General features: G+C 53.0%; 17 protein-coding genes and 1 pseudogene. 17 read left to right on the top strand and 1 reads right to left on the bottom strand.

Going from position 1 to position 21,192, the window contains the following annotated elements:
- The first annotated feature begins 782 nt into the window (after positions 1–782).
- Positions 783–4,154: a hypothetical protein gene (locus IPJ88_14335; protein ID QQR89365.1), complete on the top strand. Its 3,372-nt coding sequence runs from the start codon at positions 783–785 to the stop codon at positions 4,152–4,154.
- Positions 4,155–4,280: 126 nt separating this feature from the next.
- Here the strand turns inward: IPJ88_14335 and IPJ88_14330 are convergent, their stop codons facing one another.
- Entirely contained in the window at positions 4,281–5,036 is a 756-nt protein-coding gene (locus IPJ88_14330; GenBank protein QQR89364.1) for an SH3 domain-containing protein, read from the bottom strand.
- 385 nt (positions 5,037–5,421) lie between these two features.
- On the opposite strand from IPJ88_14330, the gene IPJ88_14325 reads away from it, so the two are divergent.
- The 16 genes and pseudogenes from IPJ88_14325 (at position 5,422) to purD (ending at position 21,184) form a co-directional block, all read left to right on the top strand.
- A complete protein-coding gene (locus IPJ88_14325) occupies positions 5,422–5,661 on the top strand; it encodes a hypothetical protein (GenBank protein QQR89363.1) in 240 nt (79 codons plus the stop codon).
- Positions 5,651–7,063 carry a dihydrolipoyl dehydrogenase gene (gene lpdA / locus IPJ88_14320; protein QQR89362.1) on the top strand — a complete coding sequence of 471 codons (1,413 nt, stop codon included), beginning with the start codon at positions 5,651–5,653 and terminating at the stop codon, positions 7,061–7,063. The genes IPJ88_14325 and lpdA overlap by 11 nt, the downstream gene beginning before the upstream one ends.
- Positions 7,060–7,761, top strand: coding sequence for a lipoyl(octanoyl) transferase LipB (gene lipB, locus IPJ88_14315; protein ID QQR89361.1), 702 nt, complete (start codon positions 7,060–7,062; stop codon positions 7,759–7,761). The genes lpdA and lipB overlap by 4 nt, the downstream gene beginning before the upstream one ends.
- A 127-nt stretch (positions 7,762–7,888) precedes the next feature.
- Positions 7,889–8,704 (top strand): hypothetical protein, encoded by an 816-nt coding sequence (locus IPJ88_14310; protein QQR89360.1) that lies wholly within the window; start codon positions 7,889–7,891, stop codon positions 8,702–8,704.
- A 133-nt stretch (positions 8,705–8,837) separates the two neighbouring features.
- Entirely contained in the window at positions 8,838–9,128 is a 291-nt protein-coding gene (locus IPJ88_14305) for a hypothetical protein (protein ID QQR89359.1), read from the top strand.
- A gap of 253 nt (positions 9,129–9,381) precedes the next feature.
- Complete coding sequence (locus IPJ88_14300; GenBank protein ID QQR89358.1) at positions 9,382–11,442, top strand: M3 family metallopeptidase; 2,061 nt, start codon at positions 9,382–9,384, stop codon at positions 11,440–11,442.
- Positions 11,443–11,469: 27 nt separating this feature from the next.
- A complete protein-coding gene (locus tag IPJ88_14295) occupies positions 11,470–12,333 on the top strand; it encodes a peptidyl-prolyl cis-trans isomerase (protein QQR89357.1) in 864 nt (287 codons plus the stop codon).
- A 255-nt stretch (positions 12,334–12,588) separates the two neighbouring features.
- Positions 12,589–13,470 carry a 4-hydroxy-tetrahydrodipicolinate synthase gene (locus tag IPJ88_14290; GenBank protein QQR92048.1) on the top strand — a complete coding sequence of 294 codons (882 nt, stop codon included), beginning with the start codon at positions 12,589–12,591 and terminating at the stop codon, positions 13,468–13,470.
- On the top strand, positions 13,463–14,122 hold the full coding sequence (gene dapB, locus IPJ88_14285) for a 4-hydroxy-tetrahydrodipicolinate reductase (GenBank protein ID QQR89356.1): 660 nt from the start codon (positions 13,463–13,465) through the stop codon (positions 14,120–14,122). Before IPJ88_14290 ends, dapB begins: the two co-directional genes overlap by 8 nt.
- Positions 14,074–14,289 carry a hypothetical protein gene (locus IPJ88_14280; GenBank protein ID QQR89355.1) on the top strand — a complete coding sequence of 72 codons (216 nt, stop codon included), beginning with the start codon at positions 14,074–14,076 and terminating at the stop codon, positions 14,287–14,289. The genes dapB and IPJ88_14280 overlap by 49 nt, the downstream gene beginning before the upstream one ends.
- A gap of 14 nt (positions 14,290–14,303) precedes the next feature.
- On the top strand, positions 14,304–15,167 hold the full coding sequence (locus tag IPJ88_14275; protein ID QQR89354.1) for a zinc ribbon domain-containing protein: 864 nt from the start codon (positions 14,304–14,306) through the stop codon (positions 15,165–15,167).
- Positions 15,139–16,005, top strand: coding sequence for a hypothetical protein (locus IPJ88_14270; protein QQR89353.1), 867 nt, complete (start codon positions 15,139–15,141; stop codon positions 16,003–16,005). The genes IPJ88_14275 and IPJ88_14270 overlap by 29 nt, the downstream gene beginning before the upstream one ends.
- A 19-nt stretch (positions 16,006–16,024) precedes the next feature.
- A complete protein-coding gene (gene queA / locus IPJ88_14265) occupies positions 16,025–17,098 on the top strand; it encodes a tRNA preQ1(34) S-adenosylmethionine ribosyltransferase-isomerase QueA (GenBank protein ID QQR89352.1) in 1,074 nt (357 codons plus the stop codon).
- Positions 17,091–18,221: pseudogene (tgt, locus tag IPJ88_14260) on the top strand (tRNA guanosine(34) transglycosylase Tgt). The gene queA and the pseudogene tgt overlap by 8 nt, the downstream one beginning before the upstream one ends.
- Positions 18,222–18,310: 89 nt before the next feature.
- On the top strand, positions 18,311–19,876 hold the full coding sequence (gene purH / locus IPJ88_14255; protein ID QQR89351.1) for a bifunctional phosphoribosylaminoimidazolecarboxamide formyltransferase/IMP cyclohydrolase: 1,566 nt from the start codon (positions 18,311–18,313) through the stop codon (positions 19,874–19,876).
- A 12-nt stretch (positions 19,877–19,888) separates the two neighbouring features.
- Positions 19,889–21,184, top strand: a complete 1,296-nt coding sequence (gene purD, locus IPJ88_14250) for a phosphoribosylamine--glycine ligase (GenBank protein QQR89350.1) — start codon at positions 19,889–19,891, stop codon at positions 21,182–21,184.
- Positions 21,185–21,192 lie beyond the last annotated feature (8 nt).

Here is a 21,192-nt window from a genome sequence, read left to right as displayed (position 1 = left end):
CTCCCGTAGCCATAAGACTGGACATCCATGCAATCCGCATGCCAAGCGCCTTAATCAATCGCTGCAGCGAATTGCCTCAAGGAGAAGCAGCCGCTGGGAAGGACAGAGAAACAAGCATATCTACGGGTGGTTAGACCAAGGTACGTGAGAAACAGTCGCGCTGAGAAATCCAGAATCCTAGAGGAAGTCCAGCTGACCCTAGCCGCGAAGAAGAAAAGTTCACGGCGAGGAACTTGTGCCAACGCGTTATTAAAAAGCCTAAAATCTTCGAAAAATCTCCACTTTGTTTGGCATATAGGCAATGCTTGTATCTCTTATACAAAATACCCCTAAGCATTATCGGTCAGCCAGTTTACGAGTAGCGTACGAAAGCGCGTTGACACAAATTTCCGGGCTGTTGTGCCGGTTAGATGGCAACAAGAGTAGCCATATGTCACACAAAACCCCACTTGTTGGGCAGCTGAGAACTCGGCAAGCGTTGGGTCAAAGCGGTGGATCGAAACCGATGCTTAAGAATGGTTTCGTACCTTGCGTCCGTTTAGCTCTGTTGATCGCTTGCTGTGTTTTTTTGTGTATACCAAACGCCCACCTCGAAAGGCTTGCCCTGCTAGGCTGACATGCGCGTCAGGCTGTTGAAACACTAGACCTCAGAGAGCGACGTGTTGGTTGAGTTTTTTCGTCTCAAACGGTGGCACGTTTAGTGCAGTGCCTTGTGTTAGATGCTTAGATTTATTTCTTACACTTTCGCAGCAGTCGGACTCTTGCTTACCTCTGTGAGTTGCGTGCCTTTCAGTAGTGACGGGACGTCGGCGGATGGTTCCGCGCTTGCCACCCCTCTAGGCGGATGCGACAGTAGTTTTCAATGTCCTTTGTGGCAGGGTTATTCATGTGTTGCTCGCAGCTGTGTGCCGCGAGGGGACGCAGAATGTATCGATCAGCAAGATGGCAATGGCCTTTCAGCAGAACAAGAGCGGGACTACAGCGCTCATGTTCCGGAAGTGCTTCAAGAACTAAAGCAAACTGCCCTTGTCATGTTGCAAGAACGTCGAGACCAGGTGCTTGCCGTTCAGTATAGATATTCGACACCCGTAGACGATTTGATCGAACAGCTTTCGGTGTTTAGTAAACAGACTGGCCAAGACGCTCAAAGCAACGAAGCCAGGCAGCTGTTGGATGCTGCTTCGCTCCAGTGGTTAGCGTTGGTTAACCAGGCAGAGACGCGCCGCTATTTCGAAGGAAGCAATGGTTTTAGTGAGATTGCGAGCAGTATCGAAATAGCAGCCAACAACTATGAAAAGTGCCTTTTTGATTTACGTGGCTTGGGGCAGACCTTGTACGGACCAAGTTACCAGCTCGAGGAAAAAGAAAACTTACGCGATGCACTCGAGTTGTGTGTCAGCCAAGCAGCCGAGCAAGCCCCAGAGGGCACTTACAGCGTTGAACTTATCGGTGACAATGAAACCCCAAGCGATGAAAGCGGGTTGGGGTACTTGGAGCTCGAAGAGCAAGACCCTTTTACGCTACTGCTGCCTCCTGAACAGCTCTATGACGTGGCCGAGGCCTGGATGTGCCAATGGTTTCCCGATAGCGAGTTCTGCCAGCAGGTCACAGGCTTTGATCTCTGTGTTGAACAAAACCGATTGTTGCGTTTAGGTGACGGTATTCGTTCGGTGGCCGCCTTCTACCGCATGATGCAAAAAGATTTGGAATCCACCGTCGCGCCGGTGCTTGATGCGACCGTTACACTTCCTGGGGGCGGCAGCGACAAACTCTACAAGGTGTTGCTTCCGGAAGTTCCAGTCGACGTGTTTTGGTCGTGGATGCACGAAGTAGTCCCTCAGGTTTTGGCTCATATCGCAGAGGTTGAGCGCAAAGTGCAAAGCGAGTACACCGAGGCAGAGTTAATGGAACTCGCATTGCTGCCCGAGCTTAGCGTCAGGCTGCGTCAAGACTATCACGGCGGTGCCGTTGGACGAGGTCAGGGCTTACCGATTGATCATACTCTGGCCTTTATTCGCATGGAGTTAGCACGTGCTTCAAAAGGCAAGCAGTATTTGGCTGGAGCCGCAATTGCCCTCGGCTTGGCGGGGTTGGGCCCGGCTAGCCTCGTACCGCTTAGCATTGCCGCGGCCGGTGGTGCGATCGGTGTTGGAATCAGCGTGAGTGATTATTGGCTAGCGCACGAGCGCTTCGAGCGTGTGACCGATTTCTATCAAGCGGGGGTTGATGAAGGTTTGACTGGATGGGACGTGTGGCGTGCCGAAGAAGCTGCTCTTAAGTCGCAAGCGTACTTATTGGCCTTTCAGGTTGGCACTTTTTTGCTCGCAGATATCGTCCCGCTTTTATACAGTGTGCAAAAATGGTCGGCGGCGCAAGCGAGTCTTCGACTTGCTCGTGGGGCTGATCAAGCTGAGGCTGCCGCCGATGCGGCTCATACGGTAGCCAGTGCCAGAGGCGAACTGACCGGTGTTGCCGTTGAAACCGGGCAATCTCCTGTGCCAGTGGAAGTTGTTAGCAATGGTCGAGGCGTGCTTGCTCGAGGAGCAGGTGGTTTTTTTGCTGAGGAGATGCCAGCGTTGCAGGGTGGTCTTTGTTTTGCTGCGGGAACTCCCGTTCAGGCCGAACATGGCATGATAGCCATCGAAACAGTGCAACCTGGCATGAAAGTGTGGAGTCGTGCTGAGCAGAGTGCTGAGCCACGCTTGGCAAAAGTAACGCGTGTTTTTGAAACCCCGAATCAAGTTTTGTGGCAGCTCGTGCTGAGCAATCCATCTGGCAAGCGCGAGAGCTTGTTAGCGACAGCCGAGCACCCTTTCTTTGTAAAAGACAAAGGCTGGACTCCCTTGGCCAGGCTGCAAGTCGCAGATGAGCTAAGAAGCGCGGGCGCTGATAACTTGCAAGTTGTGTCTGTTAGTCCGACCCATAAAAAGCAAACGGTTTACAACTTTGAGGTCGAAGAAGATCACAGCTATTTCGTCGGTGTGCTGGCTGCGTGGGTTCACAACCAATGCGCTCAACCCGTAGAGCCAGAACTAGGCGCTGCATGGGCGAATCGAGCGACACAAGCTGAGGCGATGCTTGATACCCGTCTTTCGCCTGAGGCGCCAGGCGCTACCCCGGGGCCATCTGTCGTGTGGCATGGCGCTTCGCGTTCTCTTGAATTGGCCAATGCAGGCCACTTACCCCACGAGTTTGTTCGGCTTGCTCTCGAAACTATTGATGATGCTGAGTTGCGGGCACTCCTTGGCCCGGCTTTTCGAGAAGCGGTGCAAGCAGATCCGGCCCTCGATGCCTTGCATGATTTGCCTTTGCTCTCGGATCTAGGTCAAAGCAGCATGACAAGTAAATCGGGGCTGCAGTTGCAGGACTACGAGGCCTTTGAAAGCTTGCTTCAAGGTGCGGTGGACCGCCTTCAACAAGCGGCTAACGCCGTGAGGGCTGGCAATGAAAATGCACCAGCCTATTTGTTTTGGATTCACCGAATCTCGGCGGAGGATACCGTGCGCTATGTCATTCGGCATGTACGGCTTGATCAGTCCTTAGTCCGACAAATGCGCCCAGGCGATACCTTTACTTACGCGATGGCTCCGACGCTCAATAGAGTTCACTTCGCAAATCTGGATGTACAGCTGGCGCTTGACCAATTGGCTGAAAAGGTAACGGCGCTTGGAAACGGTGTAAGCAACACAGAATTAAGTCAGCTTAAATATTCGGTTCGGCGCGACACCGGTACTTTTCTTAGTCCTGAATGGTTACAGGAGTGGATTAATCGAGCGTATCAGGCATTCAGTGAACATCCGATGGCTCAGAGATTCAGGCTTTCGCATCAGATTTATATGGATGGTGAAAGACAACGCTTAGCGCTCTATGTAGCTCGTCTCGATGGTGTTGACCCCCGTCTTGTTACCATCGATTCCACCTGGGAAAAGTTTTTTGCCGCATTGCAAAAGGGCCGCAATCGATATCTGTTTCGAACGAAGACTTTAGATATGCCCGTCGAAGAGTTTGTTAAGGCGCTTAAAGCACACGCCGATTCGCTCTACCCAGGCCTTGCCGAGCACATCGCCTATGGCCCAAGTGGGGAGGGGCGCTACGCCTTACGTTGGAACAAGATACGCGAAGCTCAGGCGCTAGCTGGTGTGGGTGGAAACTAGTTGGGCTTCATTGCTCAGCCCAACGGATGCCTTTGTTTGCGCCGGCTTGGTCCAGAGGGACCCGAGAAGGCTGCCAACGCGTTTTCAATAGTGCTGCCGAAGGTCATTGGCGCTTTAGCCTCATCACTATAGTGGAGCAGCGCTCGCGTCTGTGGCAACGCCAGCGTCTGTGGCAGCGTCAGGGGCAATGCTCGCGTCCGACAATGTGTCTGATAGTAGTGAACAGCCAAGATTGTTTTGCTCTGGATCAAGATCACCAGAGTCCTGCAAGATCCAACCCGCGTCGTCATTTGATGCGACATATCGCCAGACATGACCGTGTTGCAAAACCCATAGAGGGCTATAGTCAAGCTGCAATCGATCGCCAGCGTTCACTTGTGCGATGATCTCTTGGTCGGTCCCGGGCCACACGCGAACGTTCGCTTGCTCAGCGCTCACCAAAAATTCGGACGAATTCCAAGAACCAATGACATAACTTGCTCCTTCAACTGTCTTTTCGGCAATCCAGCCCTGTATTGACGTTGATGCATCACCTGAACTCGAAACAACGACAGGCCACCAAAGCCACCAGTCTCGCTCGACGGAGTCAATGGCTTGCACAGTGACAGCGGTACCCTGTTCGAGTACACCTAGCGATGGACTGTCGATGATAGGACGCTGACGCAAGTTCACTCCTTCTTTAGGAAGGACCAGCATCGTGCCGTTATCACATTCATCCACTTCCTGGGCGTTCGTACCTGTCCCAATTTTGCTTTCAACTTGCACACCGCACGCGCTGCTCGTCAAAATCAAAACACTTGTTACAAAATAGAAGCGAAATAAATGTCTCACCGGATCCCCCATGCTTTTCGTTGTCGTGCGCAGAATGTATGCAAATGCCATACCAGCCCCATGCCGTCCAAGCTCCAGAAGAACATCAATGTTTTCAGCATCCAATCAGGCCACTGCGCCGGTCGAATGGCAACACGAGTAGCCACATGCCGCACTAAGACCCCCACCTGCTGGGCGGCTAAGGCCCCAGCAATCGGCTCAAGTCGGGTGCTTCGCGGTGTCTGCTCATGGTATGACTGAAGGGGCAACCGGCATCGCTGCTTTGCTAACTGAAACGGCAAGGGACTATTGTCGAACTGCTTCTAAAACGTCCCGAGGTCTTGCCGCCACTTCGGGCAGGAATTGTTTTAGCCAAGCTCGAGAAGCGGTTTTTTAGTAGAAATCCCCAGGAAAACTGTGTCTTGAAGAGTTGGTCGCATCCGGGTAGCTTTGCGCCGTGTCTGAACATCCTTACGATCCGAATAAGCTACCCGAAATCCATGACCAAGCCGGCGATACACCGCGCTGGATTCCTTGGCTCGGCATAGCCCTTTTGTTCATTGCGCTTGCTGCGCTAGCAGCGGCGTCATCCAAATCGGCGGTGAAAGAGACACATCAAAGCTCTTCGAGCGCGCGCTTGCGCTATGCAAGCGCTACGACAACGATAAACATAGGAAACGGGACTCATGGCAACTAAGAAGTACGATGCAATTGTAATTGGTGGCGGCCCAGGTGGTTACGTGGCGGCAATTCGCCTTGCTCAACTCAAACAAAAGACCCTCGTTGTGGAAAAGCAAACCATGGGCGGCGTGTGTTTGAACTGGGGCTGCATTCCTTCCAAAGCCCTGATTGCCGCATCGCATCTTGTCGAGCAGATCAAACACGCCGATGCGATTGGCATTGCCGCCAAGGACGTGTCGGTGGATGTGAAGAAACTGCAAAGCTGGAAAGACGGCATCGTGACCAAGCTCACCGGTGGCGTCCGAAGTTTGGTCAAGGGCAATGGCGCCGATATCGTAATGGGCACTGCAACGCTTACAAGCAAAAACACCATTGAAGTCGTTGACAAGGACGGCAAAAAAGAAAGCTACGAAGCAAGCAAGGGCATTGTGATTGCTACGGGCGCAACGCCGATCCAAATCCCGGGTTTTAACATCGATGGTAAAACAGTCATCACCGCCGAAGAAGCCGTCTCGCTTCAAGAATGCCCCAAGACCATGGTGCTCATTGGTGGCGGCGTCATTGGCCTTGAGCTTGGCATGGTCTACCAGAAGCTTGGCGCCAAAGTGATTGTGGTCGAAATGACCAAGCAGCTTTTGCCTGGCATCGATCCGGACCTTGTTAAGGTGGTCGAGCGTCGCTTCACAAAAGCCGGCGGCGAAGTGCTCTACGGAGCCAAAGCCAAAGCTTGCGAAGTTAAAGGCGACAAGGCCACCGTGACCGTGGAGATTGATGGCAAAGATAAGAAACTTGATGCTGCCGATAAAGTTTTAGTTGCCGTGGGTTTCAAACCCAATTCATCAAACCTTGGTCTCGATAAAGCCGGAGTCAAAACCGATGAGCGAGGCCATATCAAGGTTAACAATCGGATTGAGACCAATGTGCCTGGCGTTTTTGCCATTGGTGATGTGAGCGGGCCACCGTATCTTGCTCACAAGGCTTCAAAAGAAGGCGAGATTGTGGCCGAGGTCATTGCGGGACACAAATCCGTGCGCGATTGGCGGGCCATGCCTGCTGCGGTCTTTACGGATCCAGAAATCGCAACGGTCGGGATCAGCGAAGAGCAAGCCAAAGCGCAAAGTAAAAAAGTCAAAATCGGTAAGTTTCCCTTCTCGGTTTCAGGCCGCGCGATGGCTGTGCGTGAGACGGAGGGCTTTATCAAAGTCATTTCCGATGCCGCAAGTGGCGAAGTCCTTGGCGTTGGTATTGTTGGCCCTGAAGCTAGCGATTTGATCAGCGAAGGGGCGCTTGCGCTCGAGATGTGCGCCTATGCAGAAGACGTAGCGCTTACTGTGCATCCACATCCGACCCTGGGTGAGGGCATGATGGAAGCCTTTAAGCATGCTGTAGGCGAAGCTGTTCATGTCATGAACAAATGAGCGAGCGAGTTTTACGGGTGCGGCAACTTGGACGCCTCGCTTATGGCAAGGCTCTTATGCTGCAGCAGCGTTTGCACGAAGAGCGGATTGCTGGACGGGGCCAAGATACCTTGCTGCTCGTTGAGCATGATCCGGTAATCACTTTAGGCCGTGCGGCAAAAGCCGCAAATGTTTTGCTTAGTCCCGAACGCTTGAAAGAACGAGGCGTTGAACTGTTTGAAACGGGCCGCGGTGGCGATGTGACCTACCATGGTCCCGGTCAAGTGGTGGCTTATCCAATTGTGAATCTCAAGCCCGAGCGCTGTGATGTGCGGCGCTATGTTTCTGATCTTGAAGAGTGCATGATTCGAGTGTGCGCTGAGTACGGCATTAGCGCAGGCCGCATTAAGGGATTGAACGGCACCTGGGTAGCAGAGCGAAAAATCGGTGCTGTCGGTGTGCGCATTAGCCGTTGGGTGACCATGCATGGCCTGGCTTTTAACGTGCATACGAACCTAAAAGACTTTGAAATGATCGTGCCCTTCGGCATTGCCGATAAGAGTGTGACTTCGCTCAGTCAAGAGCTCAGGCGCGAGGTCGTGCTCGCTGAAGTGCAAGAAAAGCTTGCGCGCAATTTGGCAAGCATCCTTGGCGCAAGCCTTCAGTGGGACGATGAGCCAATAGCTCAACCTGACAAAAGTGGCATAAAAATTGCGTAAAACATGACAGTTTTGGCATGTTTTTGTCCTAATTTAGGACACTTTTGTCATTCTTGGAAATGAAGCTTCTTCTTAGCTTTGCTGCTTTTGTCTTGAAATACAGCGCGAGCTTCTCGACAGTAGCGGGGTGGCAAGTTGGGTTGGGTCGCTAAAAACACAATGCGCGGAGTTGATTGCGCCTGCGGAGCAGTTCGTAAACCTGCACGATGCTTTGGCGCTTGAGCAGTGGCAAACCGGTCATGCCGCCGTACGGCGTCTTTATAAACTAATGGATGCTTGGATGCATGGCGAAGGAGCGGCCGCAAGCCAATCGGAGGAACTCTTCATTCAAGGTGCAGGAAGTGTGCTTGGCCTTTTGCTTGCGGAGCACTACGGCGGTGCGCACTTTATCAAACATGAGGGAAAGTACCGTTTGCGCTTTGGTGATTTTGCTTTCTGCGATCCGTACTCCATGGTTGAAGGCGTGCTGGATGCCGACGAGCCACAAAAAGCATTTGCCGAACTTTTGTTGCGAGCAGAAGACGAGGTAAAGGGACAAAGTACTTTGTGCCGCCTTAAGCACGCGTTTTTGCGTGTGCTTGAAGAAGAACGTCCCGAGCTAGCTGTTGAGTTTTGTTTTGAAGCAGAGCTTAGGCTTAGTGATGGCAGCACAGTGGATCTTGCACGCTTGTTGCGCGCCAGTGAAGGAGAGAGTGATGCGCAACTCAAAAGCGCGGTGACTCGTCTGGTACGCATGCTGCCCGGCGCGCAGATGCAGAGTGAGCTCAGCGTCGAAGACGCCATGCAGCGCGTTTTGCCGCGCATTGTGCCGGCTAATTTTTTTGAGCAACATGGCGTGCCGCGGCGTGGTCTTTGCACTCGTATCCTTGGTGTGGGCTTGCACCTAAGTTTTATTCTTGCGTTTACTGGCCGCTCCCGTTTTGTTAGACAAAACGAGCTTTAACAGTGGGGTTTGCGTGAAGCGCAGCTTTACACGTTGGCCTTAAAAAACCTCGCTGCACGCTCTAAGCATGCCAAGTTATCCAGAGTCATGATCGATGAAGGTGCGATGTTGATGTCGCACAATGGTGATGGTCTTGATGCAGCAAAGGGTGCTGCTTCCGAGCATCGCGCAAAAAGCCCAAAATGAACTTGGTGGCGATTGTGTGTTTTCGATACCGCATCGAGACACCTTGCTCATTGCACCAGCGTCAAGTCCTTCGCTATGCAGCGCCGTGTTAGCGCGCGCGAACGATGCCGCATCGCGTGCGCCTCATCGTATTTCAAGCGGCCTATGGAAACTCAATTTAAGCGATAGCGGCCATCTGCATTTCGAGTCCTTCAAAGCGGAAGACAGTGTAGGGGACAATTGTGCAAGCAGGCCTTAGGATCCTACAAAAAACGACGGCAGAATAAGGGCTTAGATCCGGTTTTCTAGCAGACGGTTTTTCATACGGCTTCTGGAACGAGCGCCCCCACAGAAAAAGCGACGAATATACCTTGGTATTTGAGGAGCTTTTTCGAGGAGGAAAGCCGCTCCAGAAGCCGTGTGGGAAACCGCCCTAATCACAGGCAATAATTTAATCAATCATAAGAAGCAGGCAGTCCCCATAACGAGAGCTCCATGCTAGCTTGCTTGCCATGAACGCAAACAATCCTTTTATAGCACTTGCTTTTGAAATTCCTTTTGAGCGTATCATGGCGACTGAGCTTGAGCCCGCCTTCGATGAGTTGCTGGAGCGAGCAGAAGAGCGGCTGCTTGCGATTGAAGGGCTCACTTCGCCACTTACTTTTTCATCGGTGATGATGGCGCTTCAGGACGCGACCTTGGAGCTTGAGCAAGCCATGACCATCGTCGGGCATCTTGAGTCGGTCAATAGCAGTCCCGAGCTTCGTCAGGCGTACAACGCAATTCAACCCAAAGTGGCCGAGTTTTTTGCAGCGATTCCCTTGCGTGATGGTCTGTGGAAAGTAATTCGTGCTTATTCAGAAACAGACGATGCCAAGAGCATTGATCCGATTGAGCAGCGCTACCTTCACAAAACGCTCGATGATTTCAGAAGGCATGGTGCAGATTTAGATGAATCGCACAAGCAAGAGCTGCGCAAGCTGGTATCCGAATTGGCAAAGCTTTCTGCCGAGTTTTCGCAGAACGTCGTTGCCGCAACGGCAGAGTTTTCGCTTCATCTTGAGACAAAGGACGAGCTGAAGGGGCTGCCTGCTTCGGTGCTCGGCATGCTCGCGCAGGAAGCTGCAAATCGTAAGCTTAGCGGCTATGTGCTTAGTTTGCAGAGTCCGGTGGTAACGGCGGTGCTCCGTTATGCCGATTCAGCGGCTCTTCGTGAGACGATTTATCGCACCTTTAGCACTCGAGCAGCACAAAGCAATGCCCCTCTCATTGAAAAGATGCTTTTGCTACGTCAGGCGCAGGCGAAGCTACTTGGCTATGCTGATTTTTCGGATTTCGTGAGCGAAGACCGTATGGCCAAAACAGGAACGCAAGCACGTCACTTTGTAGAGGACCTTCGCGCTCGCATCTGGCCATTCTTCGAAAAAGAAAACCAAGAGCTTGAGGACTTTGCCAAAAGCCTGGCGGACTTTGAGCAGCCCATCGAGCCTTGGGATCTTGAATACTTGGCCGAACGTTGGCGACGGTCGCACTACGATTTTGATGGCGATCAACTGCGTTCGTTTTTTGCTTTGGATAAGGTCTTTTCGGGCATGTTTGAAGTGGCGCATCGTTTGTATGGTATTACGGTTCGCGCAAACGACACCTTGCCGGTGTGGCATAGCGAAGTTCGTTCGTTTGACATACTCGATGAGCAGGGGAGCAAGCTTGCTTCGTTTTATGCCGATTTGTTTCCGCGGCCTGAAAAGCGCGACGGAGCCTGGATGAACTCCTTTGTCACTGGCGGGCCACTCGGGCGCGGGTCGGCGCGGAGCGAGCAGCACAGCGAAGAGAGGTTTCGTCCTCATCTTGCTTTGATGTGTGCGAATTTGTCACGTCCAGTAGGCGATGCGCCGGCGCTACTGACCCATCGCGAAGTGCAAACCATGTTTCATGAGTTTGGTCACTTGCTGCATCATTGCTTGAGTCGCGTGCCCGTACGTGAGCTTGCCGGGACCAATGTAGCGTGGGACTTTGTCGAGCTTCCATCGCAAATTATGGAAAACTGGTGCTGGCAGCGCCAGGCTCTCGATACCTTTGCTCGGCACTACCAAAGCGATGAAACGATAGACGCTGCTTTGTATGAAAAGATGATCCAGGCGCGAAACTATCGTGCAGCCAATGCCGCCCTTAGACAGCTTTGTTTTGCAACGCTCGATCTTGATCTGCACCAGCGTTATGCCCTTAATCCCACACATGACGTGCTCGTCTATGCACGAAGTGTTATGCAAGAATTTACGCCAGCGGCTTTGCCTACGGACTACGCGATGCTTGCAGGTTTTGGTCACCTTTTTTCAAGCCCGGTGGGTTATGCCGCGGGCTACTACAGCTACAAGTGGGCCGAAGTGCTTGATGCGGACGCATTTTCCCGCTTTCAAAATGAAGGCATATTCAACCGTGACACCGGAATGGCTTTTCGACGGGCTGTGTTAGAGAAAGGGAATAGTAAAGATCCAGCCGATCTTTTCGCTGACTTTATGGGCCGCGCGCCCAGTCTTGATGCGCTTTTGAAGCGCGAGGGTCTCAGCGCGTAGATTTCCTGCAGCCAATGCGTTGCGTCCATGTCTGCTTTGTGCGATCAACCAAACACGATGCGTTTAGTGGTTGGAACGGTTGCGTGGTTGTGGGTTGCAGCGTGCGCAGCGCAAACGCATACTTTGCTTCAATCTAGCCAGACGGAGTCTCAGTGTGCCTTGAGCCCTCAGAAACTTCGCACGCTTTTGCCAGAGCAAGTGCTGCTTCAATACCTGGCAGCGCTAAGCGAAGAAGAGCGCATGCACTACCAAAGTCCGCTCCAAAAAGCTCAGTTGCGCTGCGAGATGGCAGTGGAGCGTTTGCTGAGCACAGAAGCCAAGCGTCGTCATTTGGATCGGAATGCTAAGGTCAAGCGGGGGTATCAGCAGTTGCTTGCACGCACACTTTCGGAGCAGGAGTTTTCCGTTCTGGCCGACAGCGAGATTAGCGATGCTGAAGTAAACGCGTACTATGAAGCGCACCAAGAGGAATTCATTCGTCCGCCCAAGCGTCGTGCGCGTTTCATTATTTTGGATAGTCCTATCAAGGCACGTCGTGTGCTTGGGCTTGCCTTGCGGGCCAGCGACCGGGGCTTTGCGCAACTTGCCAGGCGCATGTCCGACGATCGACGAAACCGAAATACCAAAGGTAAAGGCCCCTGGATGTATCCGGACAACAACTGGATCGATCCAGCCATCGTGGCCGCGGCCTTTGCTTTAGAAAAAGAAGGTCAGATCTGGCCTAAGCCAGTGCAACTTAGCGACGAGCGTTTTGCCGTGGTTCGCCTCGTGGGTATCGGCGAAGCGGAGGAGATGGAGCTTGATGAAGTAGCCGATGCGATTCGAAGCCGCATAAGGCACGAAACCCTGCAAAAAACACGCCGCCAATTCCTAAAAAAACTCGCCGACTAGACTAATATGGGGTCACTTTCCTACTTATTTAACCCCGAAAAAAAAGGCCTATAATCACGCAGTTTGGAAACTTCTGGCTATGAGAAGTTTCCAAACTGCGTGAGTTTAAATCTATTTAAAGAGGCATGAAATGAGGAGGAAAGTGACCCCGTCTAAGTAGCAGTCGTTTTTCGGGGAGTTGGCCTTGGCGATGCGCTCTAGGCATGACAAAGTCGCCAAGTATCTCTCAAATCCGTAGAGGAGCGGTAGGACATGATGTTTAAAGGAGCAATTACAGCCCTGATTACCCCTATGAAAGATTCAGGGGTGGACGAAGGTGCGCTGCGCGAGCTGGTGGACTGGCAAATTGCCGAGGGCATTGATGCGCTTGCCCCTGTCGGAACCACGGGCGAGGGCGCAACACTCACTGATGCTGAACATGCCAAAGTCATTAAAACGGTGGTCGAGCAAGCTAAAGGCAGGATTCCAATCCTTGCAGGTGCAGGCACTGTTTCGACACATCACACAATTGAGCTTAGCCGATCTGCAAAAGAAGCGGGTGCGGATGGTCTGTTGTTGGTGACGCCTTATTACAATCGCCCCTCTCCCGAAGGCTTGGTGGCGCACTACAGTGCGGTGCTTCGCGAAGTGTCCTTGCCAACCGTGCTTTATAACGTGCCGAAGCGAACGGGCACGAATATGAGTCTTGAGGTGATTGAGCAGCTTTTGAAATTCAAAGACGTTGTTGCCGTTAAAGAAGCCAGCGGAGATGTGAGCCAAGCGCAGCAGATGGTGATGCGTTTTGGCGATCGAATCGCCGTGCTATGTGGCGATGATGCGCTGTGCTTGCCGTTTCTTTCGATAGGCGCACGGGGCGTCGTGAGCGTGAGTTCAAACGTAGCGCCAAAGGCTGTTAAAGAGGTCGTAGAGTTCCATGCGGCTGGCCAGCACGAAAAAGCGCTTCGGCGCCATCAGCAATTGCTAGCTTTACATCACGCTCTCTTTCTTGAAAGCAGTCCCGGACCAGTTAAGGCCATGCTTGCGGATCAAGGTCGGGTAGCCGCAGAAATACGCCTGCCTTTGGTGATGCCATCCGAGGCTACTTTGGCTGCGGTCAAACGAGCGCTGAAGCAAGTCGAGGAAGGCAAAGATGTCTAAGGTTTCCGTTGCCGTGGTAGGTGCAGCCGGGCGCATGGGCCGTGCGGTGATCTCTCTTGTGCTCGAATCAGAGCTTTTTTCTCTTGTTGGAGCGCTTGATTCAAAACATGGCGATTGGATCGGTCGCGATGCTGGTGAGCTATCAGGTCTTAGCGCTTGTGGTGTGCTCGTAAGTTCCGAGATACCGAATTTTCTTGATGGTGCAGATGTGGTTGTTGATTTCAGCACACCCGATTCGACCGAAGCGATTTTAGCGGCGTGTATCGAACGCAAAATTCCGGTAGTCGTTGGCACAACCGGACTGAGCGAGCAAAGTATGAGCTTGGCAAATCAAGCAGCTAAGCAGTGTGCCGTTATCGTCGCTCCAAACTATAGCGAGGGTGTCACCGTGCTGTTTTATTTGGCTGAGATAGCATCTCGCTTGCTCGGCGAATTCGATGCCGAGATCGTGGAAATGCACCATCGTCACAAAATCGATGCCCCAAGCGGCACGGCATTGGGTTTGGCAAAGGCTGTGGCGCGGGCGCGAGAACTTGGTCCCGATTCTTTCGTTAGCGAGCGAAAAGGGCAATTGGTGCTCGCCGCAAAGAGGAAATTGGCGTTATGGCCTTACGTGGCGGTGGTGTCGTGGGGGATCACACGCTGTGCCTAGCGGGAGATGCGGAGCGGCTCGAGCTCAGTCATCGGGCTGGTGATCGAAGCATTTTCGCGCGTGGTGCGCTGCGTGCGGCGCGCTGGGCTGTAGGGCAGCCGGCAGGCTTGTACGACATGTTTGACGTTTTAGGTGTCGCTGAAAAGACGAAAACGCAGCACAAGTGATATAGTCCGATATCATGTCCGGTGCGATTCAGATTTGCCCAGGTTGTGGCGCTAGCGTGGATGCAGACTCCAAGTTTTGCGGCTCGTGTGGAAGTCATCTCACCGGGCGGCTTGCCACCCAAACCAAAGCCTCGGGCCGCAGCCTCGCTTTTGGTGCTCGGACCGTGTTGGGTATGCCCGCAGCTCCGCAAGTTCCACCCCCCCCCAAAACAGCACCCGCAGAACCTTCCAAGCCGAAATCAGAAAAGGGAGCGACCGACGGAAAGTCAACGCCGTCTTCCGATCGCAATGCTGAGCAAGAGACAAAGGGTGACCATACACTTGCCGGATTTCCAATTCCGGCATTACCAGTAACCGGCGATGCCACAGCGAGCACGCAAGGTCCTATTTCCGATCTGCCAAACCATGCAAGTCCGTTGACCCACGCGCCCTTTGAGCCCGAAGTGTCATGGGGAGCAAAGCCTGCGGACGGTGATTTTCCGGAGCTCACCGAGGGGCAGCCGCCTCACCATTCGCAAGCCAAAGCGTTTGCTTTTATCAAAGGCTTGAAACTCGTCTTTGCGCTTGCACTCGTTTGTCTTGCGTTATTTGCATCGTGGCAATGGTGGCAACGGCACCGGCTTGGTCTTGAAGTGGTGATTGAGCAGTCCGACGTCGGGCAGGCCTTGCGCGTCAAGCCGCTACGCTTCGTGCGCGGTAGTCGTGTGCGTTTTGGCAACGTTGAACGCATGCTTTCTGCACAGGGTGCGTTTTTCCGTCGACGCAGACTCGCTGAATGTGGGCGTAAACAAGGTGTTGTTGACCGTCATTGGCCCACGCGGCACAAAAAGAGAGTTTCAGGCTTCCGTCGTGGTGCCTTTCCGAGTGCGTTTGGATAACGCAGGGCTCAACAATACCGTGCCCTCGGTTAAGTTTGTTGTCGAAGCTCTTCCTGGAAGCCGTGCACAGGTCGATCGAAGCGTTGTTGATCTTGATGCAAGAGGCAAAGGCTTTCGTGTTTATTCACTTGCTGATGTCGTAGAGGGTTCCAACGCTTTTTTTGAAAAGAAGTTTGATTACAGAGTCGCTCCACCCAACGGCAAAGCAATCGATGGAATGCTGCGCGCTCGCATTCCTCGCACGGCTCTGCACATCGAGCTTCCTCGCGATGAGGCCATCACCGACGAAGACCACGTCGAAGTAGTTGGTGCGGTGCACCCCAACGCGACTCTGCGCATTAACGAGCAGGACGTAAGCAGCGTCGATGGCTACTTTGGCGTTAATGTACCGCTTGAAACCATTGGCGATCACGACATTGAAATCCTTGCGCATGCGCGAGAGCAGCTACCACACCATATCGTGAGGCATGTGCGTCGTGTTAAAGACTATGAGGACGAAGCCGCTCATTTTTCTGCCGATCCGCGTGTGACTTATCATGCGATAGCCAAGCATCCGGAATTGTTTGAAGAACAGAATATACGGATCGTTGGAAAGGTTTACAATGTCGGCGTGCACGAGGGGCATGGTGTGCTTCAGATGTTGGCGCGTGAGTGCGACCGACATGAGCGTTGTCCGTTTTGGGTTGCGCTTCCGACTTCGGCCGAAGCAAAGGTAGGCGACTGGGTGCAAGTGCTCGGTGTGTTCCGTGGCGAGCAACAATTTCGTTCTCAATCGGGCGAAATTACTTCGGTTCCGCGCATCGATGCAGCTTTTGTGTTGCCTGCCGAAGGAAAATAGGCAAAGTCACACGGACTTTATGCTGGCAAGTGAACTCGACTATGTTCTTCCGGAGCAGCTGATTGCTCGCTATCCATCGCCGGAACGCGATGGAGCGCGTTTGCTTGTGGTTGATGAGACAACTAATCGAGTTGTTCATCGCAAAATGATCGAGTTGCCCAAATTGATCAAAAAAGCTTTGTTTGTTTTCAATAACACCAAGGTGATTCCTGCACGTTTGCATGGCAGCAAAGAGGGTAGCGGCGGAAAAGTCGAAGTGCTGCTCTGCGAACTGCTTTCAAAGGACGGTCACTCTGAAATATGGCGTTGTATGGCGGCTTCATCCAAACCGTTTCGTCATGATCAGCAATTGACCTTCAAAAACACTTTGCGCGCGCGTGTAGTGGAGCTGCTCGATGGTGGTTTTGTAATCTTGTCGTTTTACTTGGAGAATGGAGAAGCGCCTGCTCGGGTTCTGCAAGACATCGGCGAACTTCCGCTGCCTCCGTATTTAGGACGCGTAGCGGATGATGACGATGCCGCGCGGTATCAAACCGTATTTGCTAAAGAAGCGGGCGCTGTGGCAGCGCCTACCGCAGGTCTGCATTTTTCGCAGCGATTGCTGACGTTGCTGGAAAAAGAAGGGCATCAAACTTCGTATGTGACGCTGCATGTGGGTCCAGGCACCTTTATGCCGCTGCGTGTTGAGGACCTTCGGGTTCATACGATGCATAGCGAATCCTATGTTGTGCCTGAAAAGACGGTTATGGCCATTGAGCAAGCCAAGGCGGATGGACGACCGGTCGTGGCTGTCGGCACGACGGTGGCACGAAGTCTTGAAAGCGCAGGACGAGCTGATGGGAGCATAAAAAGCGGCTCCGGACGAAGTGAGCTTTTTATCTATCCTCCCTATGACTTTAAAGTGGTCGATGTTTTGCTTACTAATTTTCATCTACCCCGCTCGACCTTGCTTGCGCTAGTGATGGCTAAAGCGGGTAAAGATCTCATCCGAAAGGCCTATGCTGAAGCGATCAAAGAGCAGTACCGTTTTTACAGCTACGGAGACGCCATGGTGTTAGCCGCAGCCAAGGACTTGGATATAATCAATGACTGATGGTTTTTCGTTCAAAGAATTCCATACCGATGCAGCTGCGCGTGTGGGTGAACTAAAAACGCCGCGTGCCACGCTGCAGACTCCTGTGTTTATGCCAGTGGGCACGCAGGCCACGGTCAAATCTCAAACCGTGGATGAAATCCAAAGCACCGGTGCCCAATTGATTTTGGCGAACACCTATCATCTATGGCTTAGGCCAGGTGCGGAGCGTATTGCGGGTCTTGGAGGCTTGCACCGTTTCATGACTTGGCCGCAGGCCATCTTGACCGACAGTGGCGGCTACCAAGTGTTTTCTTTAGCGAAACTTCGAAAACTCGATGATGACGGTGTGACTTTTCGTTCGCACCTAAACGGGGATCTAAAGCGAATGACCCCGGAAGAGTCTCTTCGGGTGCAAGGTTTACTGGGCTCAGATATCGCGATGGTGCTTGATGAATGTCCTCCTGGTGATTCTGAAGCTTCTGTCGTTCAAAACGCGATGAAACGAACAACTTCTTGGGCGAAACGCAGTTTGGCTTACGAGCGCAAAGAAGGGCAGGCCTTGTTTGGGATTGTTCAAGGTGCAGGGCATCTTGATTTGCGATTGCGCCATCTTCAAGAAATAGCTGAACTGCCTTTTGATGGTATCGCGTTAGGCGGATTTAGTGTGGGAGAGCCCCCTTCGGTGATGCATCGCTTGCTCCCAGAGATTGCGCCGCAAATGCCCAGAGAACGACCGCGTTACCTCATGGGCGTCGGCACTCCCAAAGATTTGTGAATTGCCATCGGCGCTGGTATCGACATGTTTGATTGCGTGCTTCCGACACGTAATGCACGAAACGGTCAAGCTCTCAGCTGGGGCGGTCGGGTGAATATGAATCAAGCCATACACAGCGATGATGAGAGTGCCCTCGATAAGCGATGTCCGTGCATGGTATGCAAACGCTACTCTCGAGCCTACCTGCGGCATTTGTTCAATGCCAAAGAGATGCTTGGTCCGCGCTTGTTGAGCTACCACAATTTGTTTTTCTACGGTGATTTGATGCGCCATGCGCGAGCTGCCATCATGGAAAAACGCTACGCGGCTTTCATGGCCTCAACGCTCGCGCAAATGCAGCAAGAAGACGAAATCGCGGCTCCTTGATCGTAGGGTTTGACCCTCCCAGCATGGCGCGGTATGTGCCTTGGCGAAGAGACGGGGAGCTCCGGTTTCTCGGCAAGGTGGTGGGCAAGATGGCAGACGTGAAAAGAGCATTGGTTTCGGTATCCGATAAGACGGGTATTGTGGAATTTGCGCAGGATCTAAGCAAGTTGGGTGTTGAAATCCTGTCCACGGGAGGCACAGCCAAAGCACTCAAAGAGGCCGGTGTCTCGGTGATCGAGGTCTCCCAATACACCGAATCGCCTGAGGTCATGGACGGCCGCGTTAAAACCCTGCATCCACGTGTGCACGGTGCGATTCTTATGCGCGACACGGATGCCGATCGCAAAGAGCTTGCATCACTTGGCGGCAAGGCTATCGATTTAGTGGTGGTCAATCTCTATCCCTTCCAAAACACGGTACAGCGCGGCGCGGCGCACGCTGAAATTGTCGAGAATATTGATATCGGCGGACCTTCAATGCTTCGCAGCGCAGCCAAAAACTACGCAAGAGTTGTTGTCGTGGTCGATCCAGCAGACTACAGCAGTATTTCCGCGGAAATTAAGCAAAAAGGTCAGCTCTCCGATGAAAAGAGAGAGGCGCTTGCCGCCAAAGCTTTTGCTCACACCGCGGCCTACGATGGACATATCGCAAGTTATTTTGCGAGCAGGCAAAGCGATTCGGCTCAAGGTTTCCCGGAGCGGCTCGAGCTCAGCTTCCAGAAGGGTTACGATTTGCGCTACGGTGAAAACCCACATCAAAAAGCGGCATTCTATGCCGAGAGTTCCGCGCCTGCAGGCTCCCTTGCTCGTGCTAAATCCGTGGGCGCTGGTGGTAAAGAGCTTTCCTTTAATAACTTTGTCGATGTTGAAGCTGCGCTAGATGCGGTTCGTGAGTTCGAACGGCCGGCAGCGGTGGTGGTTAAGCATACCAATCCTTGTGGCGTGGCTGAGGCCGAAACCTTAGAGCAGGCGTACCGCGCTTCACGTGAAGCGGACGCTCTGAGCGCGTTTGGCGGCATCGTGGCGCTCAACCGTCGCGTGGATGCAAAAACCGCTGCTATGCTCACAGAGACCTTCTTAGAATGTGTCGTTGCACCTGACTTCGATGAGGCGGCTCTTGAGCTTTTGCATAAAAAAGCCAACTTGCGTTTGTTAGCCACCGGCAGCTGGCTCGGCTCGGATCATGAAGCCCTGCAATACAAACGCATCGGGGGCGGATTGGTGGTTCAGGAGCGCGACCGAAGCGGTATAGCCGAAGCGTTGCAAGGGAAGTGTGCAACGAAGCGTCAAGCCACGGACAGCGAAAAGCAAGCGCTTGATTTTGCATGGCGTGTTTGCAAACACGTCAAGTCCAACGCCATCGTGCTTGCCAAAGCCGAGCCGATCTTGCGCACCGTAGGCGTTGGAGCAGGGCAAATGTCGCGTGTTATCAGCGTTGAACTTGCAGCAGATAAAGCTGGCCATGAAGCCAAGGGCAGTGTGCTCGCCTCAGATGCCTTTTTCCCCTTCCCAGACGGTGTCGAAAAGGCTGCCGCAGCAGGCATATCCGCTATCGTTCAGCCCGGTGGCTCAAAGAAAGACAATGACGTGATCGCGGCTGCCGATGCAGCAGGCATCGCCATGCTTATGACGGGCGTCAGGCATTTTCGTCACTAAGCAACAGGCCATATGACAAGCAAAGCAAAAGTATTGGTATTGGGATCAGGTGCTCGTGAACACGCTTTGGTTTGGCGCTTGTCTCAATCATCTCATGTCGCTGAGGTCATCTGTGTGCCGGGTAACGCTGGTATTGCTGAGCTTGCGCGTACCGTCGAGATGAATATCGACGATCATGCGTCGCTAGTGAACTTTGCCAAAGAAGAGAAAGTCAACTTGGTCGTTGTGGGTCCTGAAGCGCCTTTGGTGCAAGGCATCGCCGATGTCTTTAGTGCGCATCACATCGCTGTGGTAGGCCCAAGTCGGGCAGCAGCGCAACTTGAGGGGTCTAAAGTTTATTCAAAGGAATTTATGAGACGTCATGGCATTCCAACGGCCGCCTTTCAGTCGTTTGATGATCCTCAAGCTGCTATAGCGTATTTGGATTCGCGCAATGAAGGCCCCGTCGTGGTCAAGGCCGATGGCTTGGCGGCTGGCAAAGGCGTGTATGTCGCCTCGACGCTCAGCGCTGCCAAAGAAGCCGTCCAAGAGATTATGCTGGCTCGACGTTTTGAGCAGGCTGGTGACCGAATCGTAATTGAAGAGAAGCTCGACGGGCAAGAAGTCAGTTTTCACGTTTTAAGCGATGGAAAGAGCTTTGTGCCGTTGGCAGCGGCTCAAGATCACAAGACTCTGCTCGATGGGGACAATGGGCCAAACACCGGGGGCATGGGAGCTTACTCGCCCCCCCCAATCGTGGACGCTGCGCTTGAAGAACAAATACTAAAGCAAGTCATTGCTCCAACCTTAGAAGGCATGCGCAAAGAGGGCGCCCCATTTGTGGGGGTGCTGTTTGTAGGTCTTATGATCGTGGAAGGCCAGCCTCAAGTGTTGGAATACAATGTGCGTTTTGGCGATCCGGAAACAGAAGTTCTTATGATGCGCCTAAAAAGCGATCTCTATCACCTGCTTCGAGCCGTGCCCGAGCAGGGCTTAAGTGAACAGAAGCTCGTCTGGGGAGCGCCGGCGGCATTATCCGTGGTTTTAGCTTCGGAGGGTTATCCGCGCGTCTACACCAAAGGTCGAACGATTTCGGGTCTTCAAGCCGCAGAGGATAGTCCGCAAATCAAGGTGTTTCATGCAGGCACGGGCAAAAACAACGCTGAATTTGTGACGGCCGCAGGACGCGTGCTTGCTGTGAGCGCTTCCGGCGAGTCGATTGACGAAGCTGCAAAGCGCGCTTACGACGCAATTGCTAAAATAGATTTTGAGGGAAAGCAGTTTCGGCGTGACATCGCTTACCGGGCTCGCACTCACGCTGTGAGTTGATCGTCCCG

The organism is Myxococcales bacterium (assembly GCA_016699535.1).
Classification (GTDB): domain Bacteria; phylum Myxococcota_A; class Polyangia; order Polyangiales.
This window is presented reverse-complemented; position numbering and strand designations above follow the sequence as displayed.